Here is a 23,940-nt window from a genome sequence, read left to right on the forward strand (position 1 = left end):
CTGTTACTACAACCTGTTATGGCTGCCATCGCAACAGGGCGGTGTCTGGGTGTGTTTGCAGCCACAGAAGTACAGGGTGGCATCCTCGTCGGCGTGATACTTGAGTGGGGTAAAACCGCTGCCTTTATGCTTGCCGTCACAGAAAGGCTGTGCGGCACTCAGTCCGCAGCGGCACCAGAAGTAGTCGTTGCCGGCAGTGACCGCAACCGTATAGGGGCTACGTTGGGCAATCGTTGGGCTATTCATATGACCTCCTGGAGCACCCGGTAAGGCGCCGCAACATCGGCATCACCACGCTTCTCCGGTATGCTCCCTCAGCATAGTCCACCCGCCGGCGAGCCTGTTTATGCCCCTGCCCCGACTTCTGCGCCTCTCCCTGCTTAGCCTGGCCAGCCTGCTCTGCGTGCTGACCGCGCTGATCTACAGCCTGACCTGGCACCCAGCCGCCCGCGAAGCCGCCCCGGTGAGCTGCCAGACCAGCGCGCCACAGCTGCAACCGGGCCAAGCCCTGAAAGTCATGACCTGGAACATCCAATACCTGGCCGGCAAACGCTATGTGTTCTGGTATGACCTGGCGGACGACAGCGGTCCCGACAAGCGCCCCAGCGCAGAAGACCTCGCGTTCACCCTGGATGAAGTTGCCCGCATCCTGCGTGATGAACAGCCCGATATCGTGCTGCTGCAGGAGCTGCACAACGGCGCCAAGGCCACCGATTACCAGAACCAGTTGGCGCTACTGCACGAGCGCCTGAGCGACCTCTATCCATGCAGCAGCCAGGCCTATTACTGGAAGGCCGCATTTGTGCCGCATCCGCAGATTCTCGGCAGTGTCGGCATGCAACTGGGCACCCTCAGCCGCTTTCAGATCGCCCGTGCCGAACGCCTGCAACTGCCGCTGATGCCCGCTAACCTGATCAGCCGCCAGTTCAACCTCAAGCGTGCCCTCTTGGTCAGTCACCTGCCCGTGCGTGGCGGTGGCGAACTGGTCGCCATCAACACTCATCTGGATGCCTTCGCCCAGGGCAATGACACCATGCAGCGCCAGGTGGCCATGACCAGCAGCCTGCTCGACCAACTGCAGGCCGACGGCATACCCTGGCTCATTGGCGGCGACTTCAATCTGCTGCCGCCCGGCCAGTACCAACATCTGCCCGAGAACCAACGCAGCTGGTACAGCCCTGCCAGTGAACTGCAGCAACTGGCTGAACGCTACCCGATGGTGCCCAGCCTGGAGCAGGCCAACGGTGATGAACAGGCGCGCTGGTATACCCATTACCCCAACGATCCAGCAGTGACCGGCCCGGATCGTACCCTCGACTACCTGTTTCACAGCCCACAGCTGACGCTACTCGACAGCCAGGTACGCCAGCACGACAGCCTAGGCATTTCCGACCACCTGCCGGTGCTCGCCCGCCTGCTGCTGCCGACGCTCGACTAAGCTTTTTCAGCAAGCCACTGGACAAAACTGCTGGCAGTTAGCCATGCTCGCCCAATGTGACACTTTTATAACGAAAAGACGGCAGATAGCCGCAGTACGTACCCATTTGATGCCACGATTCCTTTTCCTCGCGCTGGCTGCAGCCCTGTACTGCAGCACCAGCCTCGCCGCTCCCGCCGATGATCAGCGACCATTGGTGCAGGTGGGTTATTACGAATTCCCCCCCTATTCCTACACCGACAGTCAGGGCCGCTCGACGGGCGCCATGCTGCAGCTGAGCAAGCGCCTGCTGGAGCATGCGGGCTACCGCCCCCAACTGCGTTCCTACCCTAGCGCGCGACTGTACAACGCCCTGCAGGATGGCAGCGTGCAGGTCTGGCCAGGCGCACCGGGCAAAATCGAACTGCGCGCACACACCCTGGAAACCAATACCCTGCTGGGCGAGATCGTGCTCAACCTGTATTTCCGCCGGGACACCCTGATGCCGCGCCTGCCCGACGACCTCAAAGGCCGTGGGGTGATCATGATCAGCGGCTACACCTACTGGCAGCCGGTCAACGAAATGCTCAATGACCCGCAGCTCGCCGTAGAGCAACACCGCACTGGCACCCATACCGCCGCCCTGGAAATGCTCCAGCGCCGCCGCGGGGATTTTCTGCTCGACTACCAAACGCCGGTAGAACAGGCACGCAGACGCCTGGGCATGTACGAGCTGCCGTATGTGGAGCTGCAGCGCATCCCGCTGAAGCTGATTGTGTCCAATAAAGCCCCCGGCGCTGAAGCCCTGCGCGATGCACTGGATCGTGCCTATGCCGAGCTGCAGGCTGCTGGCGAAGACCTGCGCCTGCCTTAAGAACCTGCTTTCAATCTGCTGCGCGTCGGCCCCGCTACGTTAAAAACAGGCTCGGAATGCTCGTGTACAGCTCGTACACTCCGCTTCCTCGCCTGTTTTCGCCTTGCAGGACTCTAGCTCGCAAGATCGTAAGTAGGTTCTCAGCCTACTTACGCGGCTTGGCCCGCGCGGTGGGCTCGGCGATCAGCGGATCATCCGGCCAGTAGTGTTTCGGGTACCTGCCCTTGAGGTCTTTCTTCACCTCGGCATAGGTGCTGCGCCAGAAGTTGGCCAGATCCTGAGTCACCTGCACTGGCCGCCTCGCCGGCGACAGCAGGTGCAACTTGACCACCTGGCGACCGCCGGCAATGCGTGGCGTATCGGCCAGACCGAACAGCTCCTGTAAACGCACCGCCAACACCGGCGGCTGCTCGCTGTAATCCAGACTGATGCGCGAACCAGAAGGCACCTGCACGCTGCGTGGCGCCAACTCATCCAGACGTTGCGGCAGCGGCCAGGGCAGCAGATTGAGCAGCAGGCTGGGTAAATCCAGGTTGGCGAAATGGCTGAGCCGGGTGACGTTATCCAGATAGGGCTGCAGCCAGCTCTCCAGCGTCGCCAGCAAGGCAGCATCACTGACATCCGGCCATTCACTGGCGTCTTTGCTGGCCAAGTCCAGCGTGCGCAGCAACGCCACCCGCGCCTGCCATTGGCGTAACTCCGGCGTCCAGGGCAGCAGCGCCAGGCCCTTGCGCCGTACCAGGCCGAGCATGGCGCGACTGCGCTGTTGCGCATCGAGCCCGGTCAGCGGCTCTCGCGACAACACCAGCTCACCGACCTTGCGCTGGCGTTCGGCGCGCAGGGCGCCTTCGCGTTCATCCCAATCCAGCACGTCCAGGTTGCTGACCTGCTCAGCCAGCACCCCCTCGAATAGCTTTGGTTCCAGCTCAGCGGCCAGGTAGATGCGCTCTTCACGCTGCCCCTGGCGGCTGCCCAGATCCGCCACCACCAGCCAGCTGTGTTTCATCAGGCCATCGACTTCGGTAAACAGCGCCGCCCGGCCGTTGGCCAAACGGTATTCCGCGCCGCCGTCACGCCGCTGCTGAGCGATGCGATCCGGGTAGGCAAACGCCAGCAACGCGCCCAGCCAGCGCGGATGCTCGGGATCGCTGACTGCCTGCGGGCTGGGCCGGCGCTTGAGGTACCCCTGAAACTGCCGGGCCAGTTGCCGGGCGCGCTGCACCCCGCCCTGACTGCCGCGCGCGCCGCGTGACTCACCCGCCAGCAAGGCCAATCGGCTGTGCAGATCAGCGCCCGCGCCACGCAGAATGTCGCGTTCACCGAGCAAGGCTGCCAGGTCGCAAGCGAGGGCACCCAAACCCAACTCCTGACCACGCAGCAGTAGATGGGCGATACGCGGATGAGTCGGCAGTTCAGCCATGGCCTGACCGTGAGCGGTCAATTTGCCTTGAGCATCCACCGCGCCCAGCCGCTCCAATAGCTCCAAAGCCTGGGCATAGGCCGCCGCCGGCGGCGGATCAAGCCAAACCAGTTCGGCCGGCTGCACGCCCCAGCGCACCAGCTGCAAGGCCAGGCCGGCGAGGTCGGCCTGGAGCATCTCCGCCGTGCCGTAGGCCGCCAATTGCTCATGCTGCGCCTGCGACCACAGCCGATAACAGACGCCCGGTTGCAAGCGCCCAGCCCGCCCGCTGCGCTGAGTGGCCGAGGCGCGGGAAATACGCTGGGTGTCCAGGCGGGTCATGCCACTGTTCGGGTCAAAGCGCGGTACCCGCGCAAGACCGGCATCAATAACCACCCGCACGCCATCGATGGTCAGGCTGGTTTCGGCGATGTTGGTCGCCAGCACCACCTTGCGCAGGCCCGGTGATGCCGGCTCGATGGCCGCGCGCTGGGCGCTAAGATCCAGTTCGCCATGCAGCGGGCAGAGCAGAATGTCGCGACGCCCGGCCAGGGACTCTGCCAGTTGTTCGTTGACCCGGCGAATCTCCGCCTGCCCCGGTAGAAACACCAGCAGGCTGCCCGGTTCATCGGCCAGCGCCTGCAGGATGGTCTGCAGCACTTTCGGCTCGACCCACTCGCCCGCCTGCCAGGGCGCGCCCCAGCGGATATCCACGGGGAACATCCGCCCTTCGCTGCGCAGCACCGGCGCATCGCCGAGCAGGCCCGCCAACCGCTCACCTTCAAGGGTTGCCGACATCAGCAGCACCTTGAGCGGCAGTTCGCCGGAGTCCGCACCACGAAACATCGCTCGACCATTCAGGCACAGCGCCAGCGCCAGGTCCGCATCCAGACTGCGCTCATGAAATTCATCGAAGATCACCAGACCGACGCCTTCCAGCGCCGGGTCGTCCTGCAGCCGCCGCGCCAGAATGCCTTCGGTGACCACTTCGATACGGGTGCGCGGGCCGACCTTGCTGTCCAGGCGGATGCGATAACCGACGGTTTCCCCCACCGCCTCACCCAGCTCACTGGCCAGGCGCTCGGCCGCAGCGCGCGCCGCCAACCGCCGAGGCTCAAGCATGATGATGGTCTGCCCGGCCAGCCAGGGCTGGGTCAGCAGCGCCAGCGGCACGCGGGTGGTCTTGCCGGCACCGGGCGGCGCTTCGAGCACCGCTTCGTCACGCAGGGCAAGGGCCTGACACAGCTCAGGCAGCAGCACATCGATTGGCAGGGAATTCATGCGGGCTCCATTCAAGGCGCGGGATTATAACGGCGAACCTGTAGAGCATTGGCGCTGTCTGAGTGTTAGGTATGGCTGCGCGAAATAGCGCTGGCAGCGCCTGACGCAGCGGCATTGCAATACAGGCATTGGTATAGTTGCGCCACTTTTTCCATGGAGATGTTCAATGCGCACCCAAACCCGCGTTATCGGTGGCCTTATCGTCGCCGCGTTGCTCACCCAACTGACCGCCTGCGGCACCCTGTTCTTCCCGGATCGCCGCGGCCAGATCGAAGGCCGCATCGACCCCATGGTCGCTGGGCTCAACGCTATCGGCATCCTGTTCTATGTGATCCCAGGACTGATCGCCTTTGGTATCGACTTCGCCACCGGCGCGATCTACCTACCGGGCGGCCTGACCTCGCAAGTTGACCCGCAAGACCTGCAGAATGTGGTGGATGCTGACGGCAAGGTCGATCCGATCAAGCTCAAGGCACTGATCGAAGTGCAAACGGGCCACAGCCTGCCGCTTGATGACCCGCGCCTGATTCAGCACAGCGGCAGTGCCGAGCAACTGGCAGCCTATGGTCTGCGCCCAGCAGCCTAAGCCCGGCACCAGCAAGCCCAAACTAAAAGCCCGTTTTCCGACGGGTTTTTGTTATTTAGCGCTAGCCTTGGCAGAACTCGCCCCATTCTGGATAGCCCGTGAACATACAACCGCAACACGCCCGCCTGATGCGCCTGGCGACCTTCGCCGCACTGGCGGCGGCACTTACGCTGGCACTGGCCAAAGCCATTGCCTGGTGGCTCAGCGGCTCGGTCAGCCTGCTGGCGGGGCTGACCGACTCGCTGCTTGATGGCGCCGCTTCGCTGCTCAACCTGATCGCCGTGCACTACGCCCTGCGCCCGGCCGATGAGGATCACCGCTACGGTCACGGTAAGGCCGAAGCCCTAGCTGGCCTGGGCCAGGCGCTGTTTATCGGCGCCAGCGCGATCTTAGTCGGCAGTCACGCCATCGACCGCCTACTCAATCCCGAACCGATTGGTGCGCCGGCCTTGGGCATCGCGGTGATGCTACTGTCGCTGGCAATCACCATCGCCCTGCTGATGTTTCAGAACCATGTGGTGAAACTGACCGGCTCCACCGCGATTCGCGCCGATTCGCTGCACTACCGCTCGGACCTGTTACTCAACAGCAGCATCCTCCTGGCATTGCTGCTGGCCAGTTACGGCTGGCCGCAGCTGGACGCCATCTTCGGTATCGGCATTGCGCTGTATATCTTCTGGAGCGCCATCAGCATCGTCCGCGAAGCCGCCACCGTGCTGATGGATCAGGAGCTCGACCCGCAGATCAGCGCACAGATGCACAGCCTGGCCTGCGCCGTGCCCGGCGTGCTGGGCGTGCATGACTTGCGCACGCGGCTCTCCGGCACCCGCTGGTTCGTTCAGCTGCATGTGGAGCTGCCGGGCGAGTTGAGCCTGCAGCATGCCCACGGCCTGTGCGATCAGGTTGAAGCGGCGATCCGCAGCGAGTTCCCCCGCGCCGAGGTACTGGTACACGCCGACCCGAGTAATGCGGCACCGCCAGCAGCGGTCTCTTGAAGGTAGCGAGCAGGTAACAGGAGTCGCCTGGCACCAGGTTTAGCGTCGCGCAGCCGAAGACAGCGGGCACAAAAAAGGGGAAGGCCTGCAGGCCTTCCCCTTTTTTGCGTGTCCGTCATTGTGGCGATGGTAACGCCTTTTCTTCGCCTACCTGGTTGGGCAGTGCGAACCCGGGTGCCGTGACGATCCGGTTGGATCGGCGGCGACCGCTCACCTGATTGGGCGAGGCGGCTGGACGTGTCGTCCGGGCCTTGAAATTGAGGTAAAGCTTACGCCTGCCGACGCAGTGAAAGATTGCGAACATTGCTGAAATACCCACCACTTGCGCAATTAATCACCACAAGCGCATCATCCTGCACAACCGAATAACGAAAGCAGGATAAAGATGAACAGACTTGATCGTTACGACCTGAATATCCTCGCTGAATTGCAGCGCGACGCCACCCTGTCCAACCAGGACCTGGCCGAACGCATCGGCCTGTCGCCCTCCCCTTGCTCGCGGCGGGTCAAACAGCTCGAAGACGATGGCTACATCCTCGGCCAGGTCGCCCTGCTCGACCGTAAACAGCTCGGCCTGACGCTGACCGCCTACGTGCTGATCGGCATGGACAAGCACACCCCGGAACGCTTTGAGCATTTTCAGGAAGAAATCCGCAAATGCCCGCAAGTGCTGGAATGCTGCCTGGTGACAGGGATGGACGCGGACTACCAGCTCAAGGTGGTGGTGCCGGACATGGATCATTACCAGAAACTGCTACTGGGTACCTTGACCCGCATCGAGGGTGTTTCCAGCGTACGCTCCAGCTTTGTGCTGCAACAGATTCTCTCCAGCACTCAGCTGCCGTTACAGCACCTGCGCGGCTGATCGCCGCACCTTGGCAGTGGTCGGCTGGCAGAGCCGCCGATGGTGCGTATAATCGCGGCCTCTGTGCGACGGCCTTCCTTTCATGCGCCTCGCATAGCGCTGGTCGGCACCCAGCCGAGCACCTGCAGGTTCACGAGGCCCGAATGGAAACCGAACAGTTCGAATCGTTGATGATGTACGCGCTGGTCGGCGGGTTGATGGTGTTTATGTTCTTCATCATCTGGGACCTGGCGAAAACCTCCAAAGCCGGCCGTTTGGGTACCGCCATCCTGTTCCTCGGCCTGGGCCTGTGCCTGTTCGCCTTTCTGGCCAAACCAGTCATCACCTACATCATCGAAGCAAGTCGCGGCATCCACGGCTAGAAAGCTGCCCCGCACCGACCACTGCACACCAAGCCGCAGCAAACTGCTCTAGAATGCGCCTTTCCGCCTTCCTCCAGGAGCATTCATGTCCCCTTCCGACCGGGTGATGCAGAGCTATGGCCGCTGCTGCGCCAGCCCTGATTTTTTCGACAGCTTTTACCGGCACTTCCTCGCCAGCTCACCCGAGGTGCGCGAGAAGTTCGCCAATACCGAGATGAACGGACAAAAGCTCCTGCTGCGTCAGGGCATTCTCAACCTGGTGATGCATGCCCGCGGCATGCCTGACACCAAGCTGCGCGCCCTGGGCTGCAGCCACTCCCGCGCCGCCATGGACATTCGCCCAGAGCTGTATGTGCTGTGGCAGCACGCGCTGCTACAAACCATCGGCGAGCATGATCAGCAGTACTGCAACGAAACCCGCAACGCCTGGAATGAGGTGCTGGATAAAGGCATCGCCGTGATCAAGGCTGGTTACTGATCAACCCAGCCGGGCCGGCACTTCGCGCCACTGCCCCGGCTGTAAATCATCCAGACTGAACGGGCCGATCCGCACGCGCACCAGGCGCAGCGTCGGCAGCCCCACAGCCGCCGTCATGCGCCGCACCTGACGGTTGCGCCCCTCGCGAATCACCAGCTCCAGCCACGCCGTCGGGATGCTTTTGCGAAAGCGCACCGGCGGGGTGCGCTCCCACAACTGCGGCTCATCCAGTAATCGGGCTTCGGCCGGCAGGGTTGGGCCGTCATTCAACTGCACGCCGTCGCGCAGCTGCTGCAATTGCACGTCGTTCGGTTCGCCCTCTACCTGCACCCAATAGGTTTTCGCCAGCTTGTGCTTGGGATCGGCGATGCGTGCCTGCAGGCCGCCGTCGTTGGTCAGCAGCAGCAAGCCTTCGCTATCACGATCCAGCCGACCAGCCGGATAGACGCCGGGTACATCGACAAAATCCTTGAGAGTGGCGCGGCCCTGCTCGTCATTGAATTGAGTCAGCACATCGAACGGCTTGTTCAGCACCAGCAAACGCGGCTCGGCGGGTGGCGCCTTGGCCACGCGGCGCACGGCAGATTTGCCACTGTGCAGGCGAGAGGACGCAGGGCGAGATGGGCGCGACATAGGTGATCCAGTAACAGGTGACGAGGCGGCCAGTGTAACCGAGGCCACGGTTGGACTATCAGACTGAGTGATCCGCGCAGCCTGCAGCGGCGTAGCGGGCTATGCTGGATGGGTTGTGTTTCCCGTCCCGAGGCCATTGTTATGAGTTCGTCCGAATCCGTCGTCGATACCTTTACCGGCTGGGCTGCCAAAGCCCCCGGCGCGCCCCTCGAACCGCACAGTTATGACCCCGGCCCGCTCGGCGCCGAAGAGGTCGAAGTGGCTGTGGAATACTGCGGCATCTGCCATTCCGACCAGTCGATGATCGACAACGAATGGGGCAATGCGCGCTACCCCTTTATCCCCGGCCATGAAGTAGTCGGCACCGTGGTGCGCCTCGGTGCGCAGGCCCGTGGCCTGAAGCTCGGCCAGCGAGTCGGCATCGGCTGGTACAAGGGCAGCTGCATGCATTGCAGCTCGTGCATGGAAGGCTCGCATCAACTCTGCGGCACGGTAAAACCAACCATTGTCGGCAGCAACGGCGGTTTCGCCGACCGCCTGCGCAGCCACTGGGCCTGGGCGGTAGCGCTGCCTGACGGCCTTGATCCAGCACTGGTCGGCCCACTGTTCTGCGCCGGCTCCACGGTGTTTAGCCCGCTGCTGGATTTCAACGTTAAACCGACTGACAAGGTCGGCGTGGTCGGTATCGGCGGCCTCGGTCACCTGGCGCTGGGTTTCCTCAATGCCTGGGGCTGCGAAGTCACCGCTTTCACCTCGTCATTGAGCAAACAGGAAGAAGCCAAACGCCTGGGCGCACACAAGGTGGTGGCCTCGACCGACAGCGCGGCACTCAAGGCCATTGCCGGCAGCCTGGACTTCCTGCTGGTCACCGCCAGCGCCGACCTGGACTGGAACGCCATGCTCGGCACGCTGAAGGGCAAAGGCCGGCTGCACTTTGTCGGCATCGTGCCCAGCGCGATACCTGTGCATGTGTTCAACCTGATCCCCAAGCAGAAGAGCCTGTCTGGCTCACCGGTTGGCTCACCGGCGAATATGGCGACCATGTTGGAGTTCTGCGCCCGTCACCAGATCGTGCCGCAGGTCGAGCACTTCCCCATGAGCAAGGTCAACGACGCCATTGACCACCTGCGTGCCGGCAAAGCGCGCTACCGAGTGGTGCTGGACGCCAGCAAGTGACAGCGGGGGCAAATCAGCTGCATGATTTGCCCCTTTTTCACCGCCGCTGAGCCACACATGCCGCACCCAATCGACCCCCCCCGCGCCACCGACTTCCCGCGTTTGCTTGAAGTGTGGGAAGCGGCCGTACGCGCCACCCATGACTTTCTCGAAGAGCACGATATTCAGCTGCTCAAACCCCTGTTGATCGAGCAGTACTTCCCCCAGGTTCAGCTCAGTTGCATGCGTGGCGACGATGGCACGATCGCCGGTTTTCTCGGCTATGCCGAGGGCAAGGTCGAGATGCTGTTCGTTGACCCACAGCACCACGGCATGGGTATCGGCAGGGCCCTGCTCAACGACGCAGTGACGCGCCTCGGCGCGAACCAGGTCGACGTCAATGAACAGAACCCCAAGGCGCTGGGTTTCTACCTGAGCCAGGGCTTCGCAGTCGCAGGCCGCTCACCGCTGGATGGCGGCGGGCGGCCTTTCCCGATTCTGCACCTGCGCCTCGCTTGATGCGTTAGCGGAACGGCGGCTCATCAAAGCTGCGCAGCTTGCGCGAGTGCAGCGAGTTGAGCTGGCTGCGCATCAGTTCCAGCGCGGTGATGCCGATATGCAGGTGCTGGGTCACGGCGCGCTCATAGAAGGCACCGGCCGCACCCGGCAGTTTGATCTCGCTGTGCAGCGGCTTGTCGGACACGCACAGCAGCGTGCCGTAGGGCACGCGCAGGCGATAACCTTGCGCGGCGATGGTGCCGCTTTCCATGTCCACGGCCACCGCGCGGGAGAGATTGATCAACGGCCGCTCCTGGGCCCAGCGCAGTTCCCAGTTGCGGTCGTCGTAGGTCAGCACGGTGCCGGTACGCAGGCGCTTCTTCAGCTCATCTCCCTCTTCACCGGTCACCAGCTTGGCCGCTTCCTGCAGCGCCTGCTGCACCTCGGCCAGGGCCGGCAGCGGAATGTTTGGCGGCAGCACGCGGTCGAGAATGCCATCGCGGCGCATATAGGCGTGAGCCAGCACGTAGTCGCCGATGGTCTGCGACTGACGCAGGCCGCCGCAGTGGCCGATCATCAGCCAGCAGTGCGGACGCAGCACGGCCAGGTGATCGGTGATGTTCTTCGCGTTGGATGGGCCGACGCCGATGTTGACCAGAGTGATGCCATGGCCGTCCTCGGCCTGCAGGTGGTAGGCCGGCATCTGGTAACGGTGCCAGATGACGTTTTCGATAATCGCCTGCATCTCGCCTTCGGCCATGCCGCGCTCGATCACCACGTTGCCCGGCAGCACCATGCGGTTGAAGCGCGACTCACCGACCAACATGTCCAGACCATGGCGGATAAATTGGTCGACGTAGCGATGGTAGTTGGTCAGCAGAATCCACGGCTGTACATGCCGCCAGTCGCTGCCGGTGTAATGCACCAAACGGCGCAGGGAGAAATCCACCCTTGCCGCGTCGAACAGCGCCAGCGGCAGCGGATCGGTGTTTTCCCAGTCGTACAGGCCATCGGCTGTACCGTCGGTGGCGGCGGACAGATCAGTGCTGGGGAATACCCGCGCCAACTCAGCGGCGGTTACCCCGGAGCCGGCCAGCTCATCGCCCTGCTCGACCACGTACGGATAAGGAATGTTCTGCTGGCTGATGCCCACTTCCACGCGCACGGTGAAGTCGTTCATCAGTGGCCGTAACTGCTCCAGCAGGTATTTGCGGAACGCCGCCGGGTGCGTGACGGTGACGCTGTAAGTGCCGGGCACCTGCACCTTGGCGTAGGCACGCACGGTGGTCGGCACTTCGCCCTGACACAGGTAAACCAGACGCAACTCGGGGTAGCGGAACTGGCACTGCTGAGCGGCATCTGGTTTGACGCGCTCTTTCAGGTAGCGCTTAAGCGCCTGACTCAAGCCCGTGGTCGCCTGCAGGTGCAAGGCGGCCAGACGATCCACTGCTTCTTCAGCGGTGTTGGCGACAATAAAGTCATCGGAACAAGGGTTCACAAGGCACCTTCCTGGCTGATCGGAATGGCTCTATCTTGCCCTGATCCGCCGCGTTTGCGATAGCGCGACGTTGCCCGCGCAGGCTACTTGAGCAGCGCTTGCAGATCCTCGGGCACAGCCTGCGGGGTCAGCGGGCCGACGCGCCGTGTGCCCGGATTTCCCAAGGGAAACAGCCCCAGCAACGACCCCAGGCTACCGGGAATGCGCAGCAGTTGTGCCAGGCCCTCGGCCCAATCACGCTGGCGCCAAGCCCAGGCAAGCATCCACAGGTGGCTGCGCAGGTGTTCGCTGAAATAACGCTGACCGAGAATATGCGCCCGCTCCAGATGGCGCAGCTCGGCTGCCGGATCAATACCGCGCTGGGCGCGGGACAGTTGGTATTCCTGCCAGAAGGCTTGTTCACGGGTCATGGCAACGCTCCTCTATTAAGCTGCGTCACCAGTCTGCAAGTGCGGGGCGGCCCCCAGGTCAAGCATCCGTTGCTAATCTTCTGTCAGCCAATTGCCTAAGGAACACTCATGCCGCGCGCGCTGCTCACCCTTGTGCTCTGTTTATTACCCAGTTTTCTGCTAGCCGATAGCCTGGATGGCCATTACCTGACCACGCTGGATGGCCAGCCAGCCGAAATGCACCTGCGCAGCCAGGGCCAGCAGGTCACGGGAGAATATGTGGAGGGTGGCAGGTTACGCCTGCAAATCAGCGGCAACTTTGACGGCCAGTTGCTCCGCGCGCAGATCAGCGAAGCGCAATCTGGGCAGCTGATTGCCAATATGAATGCCACCTACGCCAATGGCATGCTCAACGCTCATATTGCCGCACGTAACCCGACTACCGGGGCCACCCTGGAACGCAAGGCGCTGTTTCACCGGCAGAACCTCAGTGCAGCCGCAACCGCTCAAGCTAACAGCCCAAGCAACAACGCCACACGCGACCCGGCGCTGATCGGCACCTGGGTGCACGAAAAGATCATCAACAGCGGCGGCGCCAATTTCGCCTCCATGACCACCCAGATGATCCTGCAACTGCAGGGCGACGGCAGCGTTTCACAATGGACACGTAGCGTGGCAGGTGGCGCCGACTGGAACTACGACAGCCCTGGCGAGCTGCAATACAGCGGCCGCTGGCAGAGTAACAACGGCCTGTTGGAAGTGCAGATGCAGGGCCGCAGTGACTATCAGCCTGCCGCCTACTATCGCTTTAGTGACCAGTACCTGGTCACTGAGAGCAATACCGGCAAGCTGATCTGGCAGCGTCGCCAGTAATCAATCAGGCCGGCTGATGCAGACGCGTGTTGAACAGCGGCCCACGGCTATACGCGGACAGCGCCTTGGCAGCGGCCAGCACACCGAGATCAACCAGCGGTTCGATGAGGATCACGCTCATATAGGCCAGGCCGAAACTGCCCACGGCCATCAGGTTCTCAGCGGAGAAACCGTTGCCGTAGAACGCCCAGAAACCGACCCAAGCGACAATGCCGCCCTGATAGGCCGTCGACAGCGCCAGCGCCTGCTTGTAGGAGAGATCAACATAAGCAGTACCCGGTGCAATGATGCGCTTGGCCAGCACACTGATCGCCCACAGCGGCACCAGCAGCGTGGTGACGTTCATGCCGTACTGCGGCAGGTCAAACTGGGCAAACAGCAGCCCCTGCAACAGCAGGCCTGCGGCCAAACCAATCGCCGTTGCGCCAGCGCCAAACAGCAGCAACAGGGTCGAGCCGAGGATCAGGTGTACCTCGGAAACCCCGACCGCATGATGCGGAAAGACCTCGAAGAAGCAGAACACCAAGGCAGTGGTCAGCAAGCTACGCAAAGCCAGGGCGGCAGCGCCACCGTTGCTGCGTACGTTATCGAGGGCAAGTTTGGCGCAGAGGCCAAAGGCACCTGCGGCTGTTGCATAACTGAGGAAAATTTTGGCGCCAGTAACGACTTCTGGTTCGATGTGCATAGCGATTCCTGTACCGCGCCCACCGCGCGATGATCCGGATTGAGGGGATGGGCATAAGCGCCCGGCTTCGATGGCAGGTCTCCTGGCTCACGGCTTGATGCGCCACCCGCCTTCCCAACCTTACGGTCAGTGGCATCTGGGCGTCGCTCGCCGTTTACAGTTGCGGGGGCAGCCAGGGCATTGGCGACGAGCGCTTCACCCTGTTCCCTTTTCATCCAGTCGCACCACACGAGCTGGAACCATCGGCGGCCACCTTACCCGGCGGCCACGAGAAATGACAGAGGCCCGGCGTTTACCGCGCAGCTAGCCCAACGGACTCAGTAGCGCCTGACGCCGTATGACGCAAGCAAGTGAATACCGCACTGGCATTGGCGCACAGTTGCCCCTGGGCATCATGCAGCGTGGCCTGCACCGCGACCTGTCGCCCTTCGCGCTGCTGCACGCAGGCCTCGGTATGCAGCGGCAAGGCGGCAAGACCAATCGGGCGCAGGTAATTCACCTGCAGGCTGGCGGTCACGTAGACCTCCTCAGCACTAGCCTGCGAATACACCGCCAACCCCAACGCCGCATCGAACAGCGTGGCGGTGTAGCCGCCATGCACACCGCCGAGTGGATTGAAGTGCACGGCCGGCGGCTGACTGCTGAAGCTCGCCACCCCGGCGACGGCCTGCAGCAGGGAGATACCGTAATCCGCTGCAATATCGCCGGTCAGCCAGACCTTTAAGCGCTCAAACAGACTGCTGTGCATGTTCAGGCCTCAGATCAGGTGCGGCGTACTGCGCGCAACCAGCGCCTCGACATTCACCCCACGCGGCAAGGTGCCGTAGACCCGCCCGCCCTGCCCGCCCAGACGGCTGGCGATAAAGGCGTCCGACACGGCCGCATTACCGGCTTCCAGCAACAGCTTGGCCTGCAGCGCCAGGGCCACGTCTTCGGTGAGCTGACGGGCGCGATACTGAATATCGGCGGTGTCACGGAAATCCGCCTGCAATTGCGTGATATGGGCTTTCAACCGCGCTTCACCATGACCGTCGCCCAGCTCGGCAAACAGCGCATCAAGCACGCCCGGCTCCTTGGACAGTGCGCGCAACACGTCCAGGCACTGCACGTTACCCGAACCTTCCCAGGTCGAGTTGACCGGTGCTTCGCGGTACAGCCTTGGCAGGATGGTGTCCTCGACATACCCCGCGCCACCCATGCACTCGGCGGCCTCGTTGATCATGGCCGGCGCGCGTTTGCAGATCCAATACTTGCCCACGGCGGTGACCAGGCGGGCGAACTTGTCTTCCTGCTCATCGTGCGGGTTATCCAGCGCCTTGCCCATGCGCATGGTCAGCGCCAGGGCCGCTTCGCTTTCCAGGGCCAGATCAGCCAGTACGTTCTGCATCAGCGGCTGCTCGCTGAGTACACGACCGCCCACCTGGCGATGAGCGCAGTGGTGTGAGGCCTGGGTCAGGGCCTGACGCATCAGCGCGCTGGAGCCAATCATGCAGTCGAAACGGGTCAGCGCGACCATCTCGATAATGGTCGGCACGCCACGGCCTTCTTCACCAACCATCCAGGCCAGCGCACCGCGAAACTCCACTTCACTGGAGGCGTTCGACCAGTTACCCAGCTTGTTTTTCAGGCGCTGGATATAGAACTCGTTGCGCGTGCCGTCCGGCCGGTGGCGCGGTAGCAGAAAGCAGGTCAGGCCCTTGGCGGTATACGCCAGGGTCAGAAAGGCATCACACATCGGCGCCGAGCAGAACCACTTGTGCCCCACCAGCTCATAAGCCTGACCGGGACCACCGAGGCCCACCGGGTAGGCGCGCGTGGTGTTGGCGCGCACATCGGTGCCGCCCTGCTTTTCGGTCATGGCCATGCCGATGGTCGCGCCGCTTTTCTGCTCGATTGGCAGGTTGCGCGGGTCGTACTGGGTAGACAGAATTTTCGGCAACCACTTCTCGGCCACATCGGCCTGTAGCTTGAGTGCGGGCACGCTGGCAAAGGTCATGGTCAGCGGGCAACCGCTGCCCGCTTCGGCCTGACTGTGCAGGTAACTCATGGCGGCGCGTGCCACCTGGGCGCCGGCGCGCGGGTCGGTCCAGGGCATGGACGGCAAGCCATGCTCGATGGCTGCACTCATCAACTGGTGATAGGCCGGGTGAAACTCCACTAGATCGGCGCGATGACCGTAGCGGTCGTGGCTCTTGAACACCGGCTTGTTCTCGTTAGCGAGAAAGCCTGCGGCCATCAGCTCGCCGCCCGCCAGGCTGCCATACACATCCAGGCGCTGCGCAGCCCAGCCACCGCCAAAGCGCTTGGTCCACTCCTGCAGCGGCAGGTCAACGCGGTACAGGTTGGCACCGTCCAGCGGCGGCACCTGATTGAACACTTCATGGGTTTCGGCGTGTTGGCTGGCATTCATGGCTGAGGCTCCTCTACGGGCAATTGGGCGCCCACGGCGCGTAGACAAAAGGTGACCAGGGCCTGGCTGACTTCAGCCAGGCTGGGGGCGGGGTATCCGGCTTCACGGGCGGCACGCGCAGGCGGCGATAACGGGCCGACCAGGGCTTCGGCAATGGCGCCGACAAGGCAGGCTGCAACCAGGTTGATCTGCTGCACATGGAACACACCTTGGGCGACGCCCTCCTGCAGCAATTCGACGAACAGATCGGCATAGGCTTCGCGGTAGAGCAGGCGCTGCTCGTCGACTTCAGGATCAACCGGCTCGGCGATCAGGGCGAAGGCCAAGCGGCGACTGTCCCAGGCCCGCGCGGCAAAGCGCTGCAATCCCTCGGACAGACGCAGCACCGGGCTACCCGGCCCGCGTACGGTGGCGGCCAGGGCATCCACCTCACGCTGGCTGGCCACAGCAAACACTTCCGCCGCCAGCTCACCCTTGCTGCGCACATGGCGGTACAGGCTGCCGGTGGCAATGCCGACATCCTCAGCCAACGCCTGCATGGTCAGCGCAGCAAAGCCGCCCTCAGCTACGCGTGCCAGGGCGGCGCTGATAATGCGCTCCCGCAATGCTTGATCGCGGTCGATACGCAGGGCAGTGGTGCGATAGGCCATGGTCTGAATCCTGATTCACTATTGCTCAAGTGAATCAGGATTCAAAGTTTGGCTAAAGGGCGATTCCGGGCACAACAGCGGGCATATTGGCCAGCTGCTGGCGTATACAACCCATGCGATTAGGACTCGCGGCAGAGCACCCAGTCGTGCAATAGATTGCGCAGCTGCTCGAACTTCACCGGCTTGGCCAGGTAGTCACTCATACCGGCGGCCAGGCAGCGCTCGCGGTCGCCGCTGTGGCTGTGGGCGGTGATTGCCAGCACCGGCAGCAGCTGGCAGCCGGGCAGATTGCGCAGCGCCCGGCAGGTGGCAAAACCGTCCATCACCGGCATCTGGCAATCCAGCAATACCGCATCGATGGTTTCGTTACGCAGCACCTCAAGGGCCTCAGCGCCGTTATCGGCGGTACGCACCTGATAACCCAGCTTGAGCAGCATGCCGCGGGTCACCAGTTGGTTGATCGCATTGTCCTCGACGATCAGCACCGTGCACTGCTCTGGCGCGCGCAGCGCCGGGCCGGCGGCGCGTAGCACGACTGCGGCTGGAGTGGTCATCTGCACCGGCAAGGCCAGCGGCAGCTCCAGGCGAAAACAGCTGCCCTGCCCTGGCTGGGACTCATGACTGAGGTCGCCGCCGAGCAGGTCGACCAGTTGCCGGCAGATCGCCAGGCCAATGCCCAGGCCGCCGTACTCGCGGGTCATCGAGCCGTCCAGCTGCTGAAAGCGCTGATACAGCTTGCCGTCGGCCGGCACCGCGAAACCCACGCCACTGTCGATCACCTCGATGCGCAGCGGCAGAATATCGCTGGCCGTGCCGCCACGGCTGACCCGCACCCGCACTTCGCCATGCAGGGTGAACTTGATGGCGTTATCCAGCAGGCAATTGAGGCTTTGCACCAGCTTGTTGGCGTCGCCCTCAAGGGTGTCGGGCAGGCTGTCGTCCAGCTCCAGAATAAAGCGCAGGCCCTTTTCCTCGGCGCGCGGCGCGTACTGCGCACGCAAACCGTCGAACAGGCCACGCAGGCTGAACGGCTCGCGCCGCGGGTACAGGCGGCCGGCCTGCAGCTCGGTGAGAGCGAGAATGTCATTGACCATGCGCATCATGTCGCGGGCGGAGCTGGCGGCAGTGCGCTGGTAGTGCGCCAGCTCGCCATCGATCTCAAGCATTTGCATCAGTTCAAGCGAACCAATCACCCCGTTCATCGGCGTGCGCAGCTCGTGGGTGACGGTGGCGAGGAACTCATCCTTCAAGCGGTTACTGTTGGCCAGCTCCTGGTTAAAGGCTTCGAGCTTGAGCCCGGCTTCCTGCAGGATGCGCGTGCGCTCTTCCTTCATCGCATTGATGCGGTCGGCCAGGGCCAGCGAGAGCAGACCGACCTCCAGCGCAGAGCCGATCTGGCTGGCGTACATGGTGAGGAACATATTCGGCAGGTAGCCCAGCACCATCAGGGTGTTGATCATTCCGCCCGCAAGAAAGGCGGTCCAGGCGATGATGAAATAACGCGCCACACGCATGCCGCGCATCCAGGCGAGGATGCCAGCGCTGAAGATCACTACGGTAAAGCCCAGCGCCAGGTAGGTGGCCAAACGCAAAGACAGGGCATAACTGGCCGTCAGTGCCAGGGTCATAACCAGCACACCGGAGCCCATCATCAACAGCAGGGCGCGGTCGACCCAAGGGCTGTGCTCGGCGGTATGCAGGAAGCTGCGGGCGAACTGACACCCAAACAACGCGGCCGCACCAATCAGAAACGGCGTGGCGGCATTCGCCCACCAGGGGCTGTTGGGCCAGAAATACTCGATGGCCGCGCCGTTGACCGACAGCTGGTAAAAACCGAACGAGGCGATGTAGAGGATGTAATACAGGTAGCTGGTGTCGCGCACACTAAGGAAGATAAACAGGTTGTAGATCAGCATCACCAGCAGCACGCCGTAGATGATGCCCAGCACATAGATGCGCGCCGGCTGCTCTTCCAGGTAGGCATTGGGTGCCCAGAGGGTCAATGGTGCCTGGATCGAGCCCTGGCTTTCCAGGCGCAAGTAAACACTCTGCCGCTGCCCCGGCGGCAACTTCAGCTCGAACACATAGTTGTGTTGCTTGATCTCACGACTGGAGAACGGCAAGGCATCGCCGGTGTGCTGGCTCAGTTGATAGCCTCCCTGCGCATCGGGCAAGTACAGCTGCACATGGTCGAGCGGTGGATAGGCCAGTTCCAGCAACCAGGGCCGTACATCTGTCGCCTGCTGCGGGCGGTATTCCAGGTCGAGGCGCAGCCAGAACACTGAACGCGAATAGCCCGCGTTCAGTACGCCTTTGTCGTGCTGACGGAAGCTGGCCTGCAAAGCCGGTGAGGTGATGTCCTCGATGCTGGCATCGCCACGTACATCCTCGAATACCGACATGGCCGTGCCGAGCGGCAGGCTGCGGGTGTTTTCGTCAAAAACCAATGCACTGGCCAACCCTGGCACCAGCATGAAGAAACAGAGAAGGATGTAGTGCATGCAACTCAGCCAGAGTAAGCCAGCAGCGCCTAGGTAGCGTTGCTAGCAGCGGTGTATTTGGATGCTGGCACTCTAGCATAGGCCCTTGCGCCAGAGCCCCAGGAAAAACCTGAACTGTATTGAGATTTTTGCTCTTCCCCAGTTGAGGCAACAGCCCTGTGCCGACATGCGACAGATCGTCCGTCCGACTGGCTTTCCTGGCGTTTCGGGGTCTGCAAGCCGTGGTTTGGTGGTAAGCTCGCGCACCATGAAAACGCCTACCTCTCGCCCCGTAGTGCTGTGCCTGTCCGGTCATGACCCCAGTGGTGGTGCCGGCCTGCAAGCCGATATCGAAGCCCTGCTCGCCCAAGGCTGTCACGCCGCCCCAACCGTGACCGCATTGACCGTGCAGGACACCGTCAACGTTTCCGACTTCCGCGTGCTCGACCGCGAATGGGTCTTGGCCCAGGCCAATGCGGTGATCAACGACCTGCCGGTCGAAGCCGTAAAGCTGGGCATGCTCGGCTCAGTCGAGATGGTCGAAACCGTACTGGAAATCATGCAGCGCCTGCCGGGTATTCCGCTGGTCTGCGATCCGGTACTACGTGCCGGCGGCGGCGGCGCGCTGGGCAAGGATGAAGTCGGTTATGCCATGCGCGAGCGGCTGTTTGCCGTCTCGACCATCGCCACACCGAACCTGCCGGAAGCGCGCATCCTCGCCGAACTGCCAAACGGCACGGCGGATGAGTGCGCCGAGAAGCTGCTGCCCTATATCCAGCACCTGCTGGTCACCGGCGGCCATGGCAATGAGCATGAAGTGCACAACCGCCTGTATTCGCGTGACGGCAGCCGCCACACCTTTACCTGCCAGCGCCTGCCTGGCAGCTACCACGGTTCCGGCTGCACCCTGGCCAGCACCCTGGCCGGGCGCCTGGCACTGGGCCAGGAACTGGTCAGCGCCGTGCAGTTCGCCCTCGATTACACCTGGCGTACCCTGCGCGATGCCGAACAACCGGGCCACGGCCAGTACATCCCGCGTCGCCTGCCGCTGGATCTCTCTTAATAGTTAGCCGCTGATGGAGTACCCGATGAAACTGCGTGGCCTGTATGCCATCACCGACAGCGAATTGCTCAAGGGCAAGCTGCTGCCCTACGTCGAGGCGGCACTCAAGGGAGGGGCTACGCTGCTGCAGTACCGCGACAAATCCAGCGATGACGCGCGCCGCCTGCGTGAAGCCGAAGCCCTGCGCGAGCTGTGCAACCGCTATGGCGCAGCACTGATCATCAATGACGATGCCGAATTGGCTGCCCGCTTGGGTGTAGGCCTGCATTTGGGCCAAGGCGATGGCTCGCTGTCCGTTGCCCGCGCCTTGCTCGGGCGCAAGGCGATTATCGGCGGCACCTGTCATGCCCAACTGGAACTGGCCGAAGCCGCTGCCAAAGAAGGCGCCAGCTATGTCGCCTTCGGCCGTTTCTTCAATTCCACCACCAAGCCCGGCGCACCCGCTGCCGACGTCGCGTTGCTGGCTGCTGCGAAGGGCAAGGTCAACCTGCCGATTGTCGCCATCGGCGGCGTGACTCTGGACAACGCCCCTGAGCTTATCGCCCACGGCGCCAGCATGGTCGCGGTGGTCCAGGGCCTGTTCGGCGCCGACTCGGTGGCTGAAGTCGAGCGCCGCGCCCGCGCCTTTAGCGCTCTGTTCACATCTAACTAACATTATTAAGGGGCGGCCCGGCTCGCCCCAACTCCCCGTTTGAGAGGCCCTGCCATGTCCCGTTCCGAAACCCTCTTCGCTAATGCGCAGAAGCACATCCCCGGTGGCGTCAACTCGCCGGTGCGCGCCTTCAAAAGCGTCGGTGGCACGCCGCTGTTCTTCAAGCATGCTGAAGGCGCCTACGTCACCGATGAAGACGATAAGCGCTACGTCGACTACGTCGGCTCCTGGGGCCCGATGATCCTCGGCCACAGCCACCCGGAAGTCCTCGACGCTGTGCGTAACCAGTTGCAACACGGCCTGTCCTACGGCGCACCGACCGCCATGGAAACCGAGATGGCGGACCTGGTGTGCAGCCTGGTGCCGTCGATGGACATGGTGCGCATGGTCAGCTCCGGCACCGAGGCGACCATGAGCGCCATCCGTCTGGCCCGTGGCTACACCGGCCGCGACAACATCATCAAATTCGAAGGCTGCTACCACGGCCACTCCGACAGCCTGCTGGTGAAAGCCGGCTCCGGCCTGCTGACCCAGGGTGTGCCAAGCTCGGCCGGTGTGCCGGCGGACTTCGCCAAACACACCCTGACCCTGCCCTTCAACGACCTGGCAGCGGTCGAGCAGATGCTCAGCGAAGTCGGTTCGAGCGTCGCCTGCATCATCGTCGAGCCGGTAGCCGGCAACATGAACTGCGTGCCGCCAGCACCAGGCTACCTGCAGGGTCTGCGCGAACAGTGCGACAAACACGGTGTGGTGCTGATCTTCGACGAAGTGATGACCGGTTTCCGCGTCGCCCTCGGCGGCGCCCAGGCGTATTACGGCGTCACCCCGGACCTGACCACCTTTGGCAAGATCATAGGCGGAGGCATGCCAGTCGGCTGCTTCGGCGGCAAGCGCGAAATCATGCATTGCATCGCCCCGCTCGGCCCGGTTTACCAGGCCGGCACACTGTCGGGTAACCCGCTGGCCATGGCCGCCGGCCTGACTACTTTGCGCCTGATCAAACGCCCAGGCTTCCACGCCGAGCTGAGCGACTACACCAGCCGCATGCTGCAGGGTTTGCAAGACCGCGCCGATGCGGCCGGCATTCCGTTCGTCACCACTCAGGCGGGCGGCATGTTCGGCCTGTACTTCAGCGGTGCCGACGATATCGTCACCTTTGACGATGTGATGGCCAGCGATGCCGAGCGCTTCAAGCGCTTCTTCCATCTGATGCTCGAGGGCGGCGTGTACCTGGCCCCGAGCGCCTTCGAGGCCGGTTTCACCTCCATCGCCCATGGCGATGCCGAGTTGAAGATCACCCTGGACGCCGCCGAGCGCGCCTTTGCTGCGCTTAAGAACGCCTGATGCAGTACAGCACGGCCTTTAGCGACGCGATCCTGGCCCTGGCCTGTCTGGCCTGCGCAATCGCCATCGGCAAAGCCCGCAAGCACTATGGCGAGAGTGATCAGCCGGCGCTGTTCTGCGCACTGCTGGGGTTTCTCCTGCCGGCTGCTGCGGCGGCCGTCGGCGTGGTTCGCTTTGGCATCGACCCCAGCGCGCAGGCCGCGCACTTGTGGCTAAGCCAGGCCAGCAGCTTTCTCGGCCTGCCGTTGCTCGGCGCCGCCGCACTGGCCTTAGGTCGCGGCTGGCAGTGGAGCCGCGCCAACTGGGGGCGCATCCTGCTCGGTTTGTGCGCCTTCTTCGAACTGTTCCGCCAGATGAACCAGCTGGAGGATTACCGCCTGCTGCTCAACCTGGCGACTCTACTGCTGATCCTCTACGCCGGCGCCGTGCAGTGGCCCAAACGCGGGCCCCTGACTGCGGCGATTGCCGTGGTCGGACTGTTTCTGCTGGCCGGTTTGGCGGTTGGCACCGAGGGCTTTATTGGTTCTTTACGCCGAGTCGACTTGTTCCACGCCCTGTTGACACCGGCCTATCCGCTGTTGGCCTGGCTGCTACTGAGCCTGCCTGGCAGTGCAAAACATGGCCGCACGGAAGAAAACCCGGTAAAGACTTTGTAAGAACGCCGCTGCTTATTTCATAATGTGACGGCTGCCGCGTTCCGGCGGCCGAGCACATCGCTCGCTTTGCATCCCGAGGTAAACGGATTTTCATGAAACGCACCGGCCGCACCCTGTCCCTGGGCTGCCTGTTGCTCCTGCTGCCACTGCTCGCCTCGGCGAGCGGCAACTCCTTGCTGATCCCCGCGCTTGGCAGCTGCTCACTCAACACCGCCCCCGAAGAACTGCCCGTCGCCCTTGAGGCCTGCGAGCAAGCTGCGCTCAATGGCGATCTGCAGGCAGAGTTTGAACTGGGCGAGTTCTATTACGACGGCAAGCGTGTCGAACGTGATCTCAGCCAGGCGCTGAAATGGTTCGAGCAGGCCTCACTGCAAGGCCATGCACAATCGCAGTACCGCCTGGGCATGATGTTCTTCCGTGGCGAAGGCGTACCGGCAAACGCCGTGCAGGCCTATATCGTGCTGAAAATGGCGGCAGTGAATGGTTCGGACGAAGCCATGGACAGCGCCGACCTGATCGCCGCGCAGATGCCCCGCGATGAGCTGGAAATCGCCAGCCAGGTGCTCGGGCAGATCTTCCGCAACTACCTGCTGGAGTTGCAGAACGCCGACACCCTCACCTCGCCGTTCGCACCGCTGCCCTGATTCAACCCATCTAACACGCTTAGACGCGGTTAAGATCTCCCGAGCTAGAGCCC

At 63.0% G+C, this 23,940-nt stretch carries 25 protein-coding genes and 1 riboswitch; of the genes, 15 read left to right on the forward strand and 10 right to left on the reverse strand.

What is annotated here, in order from left to right; all coding sequences use genetic code 11:
- Positions 1–6 precede the first annotated feature (6 nt).
- A complete protein-coding gene (locus tag RHP75_RS17175; protein ID WP_311089258.1) occupies positions 7–246 on the reverse strand; it encodes a CDGSH iron-sulfur domain-containing protein in 240 nt (79 codons plus the stop codon).
- Between the two features lie 100 nt (positions 247–346).
- Here RHP75_RS17175 and RHP75_RS17180 point away from each other — a divergent pair, with 100 nt between their 5' ends.
- Together RHP75_RS17180 and RHP75_RS17185 are read left to right on the forward strand one after the other, a co-directional pair.
- On the forward strand, positions 347–1,438 hold the full coding sequence (locus RHP75_RS17180; protein ID WP_311089259.1) for an endonuclease/exonuclease/phosphatase family protein: 1,092 nt from the start codon (positions 347–349) through the stop codon (positions 1,436–1,438).
- Positions 1,439–1,547: 109 nt separating this feature from the next.
- Positions 1,548–2,291 (forward strand): transporter substrate-binding domain-containing protein, encoded by a 744-nt coding sequence (locus RHP75_RS17185; protein ID WP_311089260.1) that lies wholly within the window; start codon positions 1,548–1,550, stop codon positions 2,289–2,291.
- 145 nt (positions 2,292–2,436) lie between these two features.
- Here RHP75_RS17185 and hrpB read toward each other — a convergent pair whose 3' ends face one another.
- Positions 2,437–4,971, reverse strand: a complete 2,535-nt coding sequence (gene hrpB, locus RHP75_RS17190) for an ATP-dependent helicase HrpB (protein ID WP_311089261.1) — start codon at positions 4,969–4,971, stop codon at positions 2,437–2,439.
- A 166-nt stretch (positions 4,972–5,137) separates the two neighbouring features.
- Here hrpB and RHP75_RS17195 point away from each other — a divergent pair, with 166 nt between their 5' ends.
- From RHP75_RS17195 to RHP75_RS17215, 5 genes are all read left to right on the forward strand, one after another.
- A complete protein-coding gene (locus RHP75_RS17195; protein WP_090249184.1) occupies positions 5,138–5,557 on the forward strand; it encodes a polyribonucleotide nucleotidyltransferase in 420 nt (139 codons plus the stop codon).
- Positions 5,558–5,685: 128 nt separating this feature from the next.
- Positions 5,686–6,552 carry a cation diffusion facilitator family transporter gene (locus RHP75_RS17200; RefSeq protein ID WP_374725315.1) on the forward strand — a complete coding sequence of 289 codons (867 nt, stop codon included), beginning with the start codon at positions 5,686–5,688 and terminating at the stop codon, positions 6,550–6,552.
- A gap of 385 nt (positions 6,553–6,937) precedes the next feature.
- Positions 6,938–7,417, forward strand: coding sequence for an Lrp/AsnC family transcriptional regulator (locus RHP75_RS17205; protein ID WP_090249188.1), 480 nt, complete (start codon positions 6,938–6,940; stop codon positions 7,415–7,417).
- Positions 7,418–7,560: 143 nt separating this feature from the next.
- Positions 7,561–7,779, forward strand: a complete 219-nt coding sequence (locus tag RHP75_RS17210) for a DUF2788 domain-containing protein (RefSeq protein WP_090249191.1) — start codon at positions 7,561–7,563, stop codon at positions 7,777–7,779.
- A gap of 85 nt (positions 7,780–7,864) precedes the next feature.
- On the forward strand, positions 7,865–8,257 hold the full coding sequence (locus RHP75_RS17215; RefSeq protein WP_311089262.1) for a globin: 393 nt from the start codon (positions 7,865–7,867) through the stop codon (positions 8,255–8,257).
- Here the strand turns inward: RHP75_RS17215 and RHP75_RS17220 are convergent, their stop codons facing one another.
- Positions 8,258–8,827, reverse strand: a complete 570-nt coding sequence (locus RHP75_RS17220; protein ID WP_311091978.1) for a pseudouridine synthase — start codon at positions 8,825–8,827, stop codon at positions 8,258–8,260.
- Positions 8,828–9,031: 204 nt separating this feature from the next.
- On the opposite strand from RHP75_RS17220, the gene RHP75_RS17225 reads away from it, so the two are divergent.
- Both RHP75_RS17225 and RHP75_RS17230 read left to right on the forward strand, forming a co-directional pair.
- Positions 9,032–10,066 (forward strand): NAD(P)-dependent alcohol dehydrogenase, encoded by a 1,035-nt coding sequence (locus tag RHP75_RS17225; RefSeq protein ID WP_311089263.1) that lies wholly within the window; start codon positions 9,032–9,034, stop codon positions 10,064–10,066.
- Positions 10,067–10,123: 57 nt separating this feature from the next.
- A complete protein-coding gene (locus RHP75_RS17230) occupies positions 10,124–10,564 on the forward strand; it encodes a GNAT family N-acetyltransferase (protein ID WP_311089264.1) in 441 nt (146 codons plus the stop codon).
- A gap of 4 nt (positions 10,565–10,568) precedes the next feature.
- On the opposite strand, the gene amn is transcribed toward RHP75_RS17230, so the two are convergent.
- A complete protein-coding gene (gene amn / locus RHP75_RS17235) occupies positions 10,569–12,041 on the reverse strand; it encodes an AMP nucleosidase (RefSeq protein WP_311089265.1) in 1,473 nt (490 codons plus the stop codon).
- An 83-nt stretch (positions 12,042–12,124) separates the two neighbouring features.
- Positions 12,125–12,451, reverse strand: coding sequence for a DUF3703 domain-containing protein (locus RHP75_RS17240; RefSeq protein ID WP_311089266.1), 327 nt, complete (start codon positions 12,449–12,451; stop codon positions 12,125–12,127).
- 108 nt (positions 12,452–12,559) lie between these two features.
- Between RHP75_RS17240 and RHP75_RS17245 the strand changes: the two genes are divergently transcribed.
- Entirely contained in the window at positions 12,560–13,303 is a 744-nt protein-coding gene (locus RHP75_RS17245; protein ID WP_311089267.1) for a hypothetical protein, read from the forward strand.
- A gap of 4 nt (positions 13,304–13,307) precedes the next feature.
- Here the strand turns inward: RHP75_RS17245 and RHP75_RS17250 are convergent, their stop codons facing one another.
- The 5 genes from RHP75_RS17250 to RHP75_RS17270 form a co-directional block, all read right to left on the reverse strand.
- Positions 13,308–13,988, reverse strand: coding sequence for an energy-coupling factor ABC transporter permease (locus RHP75_RS17250; RefSeq protein ID WP_311089268.1), 681 nt, complete (start codon positions 13,986–13,988; stop codon positions 13,308–13,310).
- A 54-nt stretch (positions 13,989–14,042) separates the two neighbouring features.
- Positions 14,043–14,247, reverse strand: a riboswitch (cobalamin riboswitch).
- A 33-nt stretch (positions 14,248–14,280) separates the two neighbouring features.
- Positions 14,281–14,736, reverse strand: coding sequence for a PaaI family thioesterase (locus RHP75_RS17255; RefSeq protein ID WP_311089269.1), 456 nt, complete (start codon positions 14,734–14,736; stop codon positions 14,281–14,283).
- Between the two features lie 9 nt (positions 14,737–14,745).
- Entirely contained in the window at positions 14,746–16,398 is a 1,653-nt protein-coding gene (locus RHP75_RS17260) for an acyl-CoA dehydrogenase family protein (RefSeq protein ID WP_311089270.1), read from the reverse strand.
- Positions 16,395–17,048 (reverse strand): TetR/AcrR family transcriptional regulator, encoded by a 654-nt coding sequence (locus RHP75_RS17265; protein WP_311089271.1) that lies wholly within the window; start codon positions 17,046–17,048, stop codon positions 16,395–16,397. The genes RHP75_RS17260 and RHP75_RS17265 overlap by 4 nt, the downstream gene beginning before the upstream one ends.
- 119 nt (positions 17,049–17,167) lie before the next feature.
- Positions 17,168–19,549, reverse strand: a complete 2,382-nt coding sequence (locus tag RHP75_RS17270; RefSeq protein ID WP_311089272.1) for a 7TM diverse intracellular signaling domain-containing protein — start codon at positions 19,547–19,549, stop codon at positions 17,168–17,170.
- A gap of 247 nt (positions 19,550–19,796) precedes the next feature.
- Here RHP75_RS17270 and RHP75_RS17275 point away from each other — a divergent pair, with 247 nt between their 5' ends.
- From RHP75_RS17275 to RHP75_RS17295, 5 genes are all read left to right on the forward strand, one after another.
- The gene (locus tag RHP75_RS17275; RefSeq protein WP_311089273.1) at positions 19,797–20,591 is read left to right on the forward strand and encodes a hydroxymethylpyrimidine/phosphomethylpyrimidine kinase; all 795 of its coding nucleotides are present in this window, start codon (positions 19,797–19,799) and stop codon (positions 20,589–20,591) included.
- A gap of 25 nt (positions 20,592–20,616) precedes the next feature.
- Positions 20,617–21,243, forward strand: coding sequence for a thiamine phosphate synthase (thiE, locus tag RHP75_RS17280; RefSeq protein ID WP_311089274.1), 627 nt, complete (start codon positions 20,617–20,619; stop codon positions 21,241–21,243).
- A 54-nt stretch (positions 21,244–21,297) separates the two neighbouring features.
- Positions 21,298–22,587, forward strand: a complete 1,290-nt coding sequence (gene hemL / locus RHP75_RS17285) for a glutamate-1-semialdehyde 2,1-aminomutase (RefSeq protein WP_311089275.1) — start codon at positions 21,298–21,300, stop codon at positions 22,585–22,587.
- Complete coding sequence (locus RHP75_RS17290) at positions 22,587–23,243, forward strand: hypothetical protein (RefSeq protein ID WP_311089276.1); 657 nt, start codon at positions 22,587–22,589, stop codon at positions 23,241–23,243. Before hemL ends, RHP75_RS17290 begins: the two co-directional genes overlap by 1 nt.
- 92 nt (positions 23,244–23,335) lie before the next feature.
- Positions 23,336–23,887, forward strand: a complete 552-nt coding sequence (locus tag RHP75_RS17295; protein ID WP_311089277.1) for a tetratricopeptide repeat protein — start codon at positions 23,336–23,338, stop codon at positions 23,885–23,887.
- Positions 23,888–23,940 lie beyond the last annotated feature (53 nt).

This window comes from Pseudomonas sp. SG20056 (genome assembly GCF_031764535.1).
Taxonomy (GTDB): Bacteria; Pseudomonadota; Gammaproteobacteria; order Pseudomonadales; family Pseudomonadaceae; genus Aquipseudomonas.

What these genes read in the sequence shown, in the direction of transcription:
- hrpB (WP_311089261.1), bottom strand. Translation starts at nt 4,971, where the DNA reads ATGAATTCCCTGCCAATCGATGTGCTGCTGCCTGAGCTGTGTCAGGCC.
- RHP75_RS17205 (WP_090249188.1), top strand. Translation starts at nt 6,938, where the DNA reads ATGAACAGACTTGATCGTTACGACCTGAATATCCTCGCTGAATTGCAG.
- RHP75_RS17195 (WP_090249184.1), top strand. Translation starts at nt 5,138, where the DNA reads ATGCGCACCCAAACCCGCGTTATCGGTGGCCTTATCGTCGCCGCGTTG.
- RHP75_RS17175 (WP_311089258.1), bottom strand. Translation starts at nt 246, where the DNA reads ATGAATAGCCCAACGATTGCCCAACGTAGCCCCTATACGGTTGCGGTC.
- RHP75_RS17295 (WP_311089277.1), top strand. Translation starts at nt 23,336, where the DNA reads ATGAAACGCACCGGCCGCACCCTGTCCCTGGGCTGCCTGTTGCTCCTG.
- RHP75_RS17255 (WP_311089269.1), bottom strand. Translation starts at nt 14,736, where the DNA reads ATGCACAGCAGTCTGTTTGAGCGCTTAAAGGTCTGGCTGACCGGCGAT.
- RHP75_RS17215 (WP_311089262.1), top strand. Translation starts at nt 7,865, where the DNA reads ATGTCCCCTTCCGACCGGGTGATGCAGAGCTATGGCCGCTGCTGCGCC.
- RHP75_RS17245 (WP_311089267.1), top strand. Translation starts at nt 12,560, where the DNA reads ATGCCGCGCGCGCTGCTCACCCTTGTGCTCTGTTTATTACCCAGTTTT.
- RHP75_RS17265 (WP_311089271.1), bottom strand. Translation starts at nt 17,048, where the DNA reads ATGGCCTATCGCACCACTGCCCTGCGTATCGACCGCGATCAAGCATTG.
- RHP75_RS17240 (WP_311089266.1), bottom strand. Translation starts at nt 12,451, where the DNA reads ATGACCCGTGAACAAGCCTTCTGGCAGGAATACCAACTGTCCCGCGCC.
- hemL (WP_311089275.1), top strand. Translation starts at nt 21,298, where the DNA reads ATGTCCCGTTCCGAAACCCTCTTCGCTAATGCGCAGAAGCACATCCCC.
- RHP75_RS17275 (WP_311089273.1), top strand. Translation starts at nt 19,797, where the DNA reads ATGAAAACGCCTACCTCTCGCCCCGTAGTGCTGTGCCTGTCCGGTCAT.
- RHP75_RS17180 (WP_311089259.1), top strand. Translation starts at nt 347, where the DNA reads ATGCCCCTGCCCCGACTTCTGCGCCTCTCCCTGCTTAGCCTGGCCAGC.
- RHP75_RS17230 (WP_311089264.1), top strand. Translation starts at nt 10,124, where the DNA reads ATGCCGCACCCAATCGACCCCCCCCGCGCCACCGACTTCCCGCGTTTG.
- RHP75_RS17210 (WP_090249191.1), top strand. Translation starts at nt 7,561, where the DNA reads ATGGAAACCGAACAGTTCGAATCGTTGATGATGTACGCGCTGGTCGGC.
- thiE (WP_311089274.1), top strand. Translation starts at nt 20,617, where the DNA reads ATGAAACTGCGTGGCCTGTATGCCATCACCGACAGCGAATTGCTCAAG.
- RHP75_RS17250 (WP_311089268.1), bottom strand. Translation starts at nt 13,988, where the DNA reads ATGCACATCGAACCAGAAGTCGTTACTGGCGCCAAAATTTTCCTCAGT.
- RHP75_RS17290 (WP_311089276.1), top strand. Translation starts at nt 22,587, where the DNA reads ATGCAGTACAGCACGGCCTTTAGCGACGCGATCCTGGCCCTGGCCTGT.
- RHP75_RS17260 (WP_311089270.1), bottom strand. Translation starts at nt 16,398, where the DNA reads ATGAATGCCAGCCAACACGCCGAAACCCATGAAGTGTTCAATCAGGTG.
- RHP75_RS17185 (WP_311089260.1), top strand. Translation starts at nt 1,548, where the DNA reads ATGCCACGATTCCTTTTCCTCGCGCTGGCTGCAGCCCTGTACTGCAGC.
- RHP75_RS17270 (WP_311089272.1), bottom strand. Translation starts at nt 19,549, where the DNA reads ATGCACTACATCCTTCTCTGTTTCTTCATGCTGGTGCCAGGGTTGGCC.
- RHP75_RS17200 (WP_374725315.1), top strand. Translation starts at nt 5,686, where the DNA reads ATGCGCCTGGCGACCTTCGCCGCACTGGCGGCGGCACTTACGCTGGCA.
- RHP75_RS17225 (WP_311089263.1), top strand. Translation starts at nt 9,032, where the DNA reads ATGAGTTCGTCCGAATCCGTCGTCGATACCTTTACCGGCTGGGCTGCC.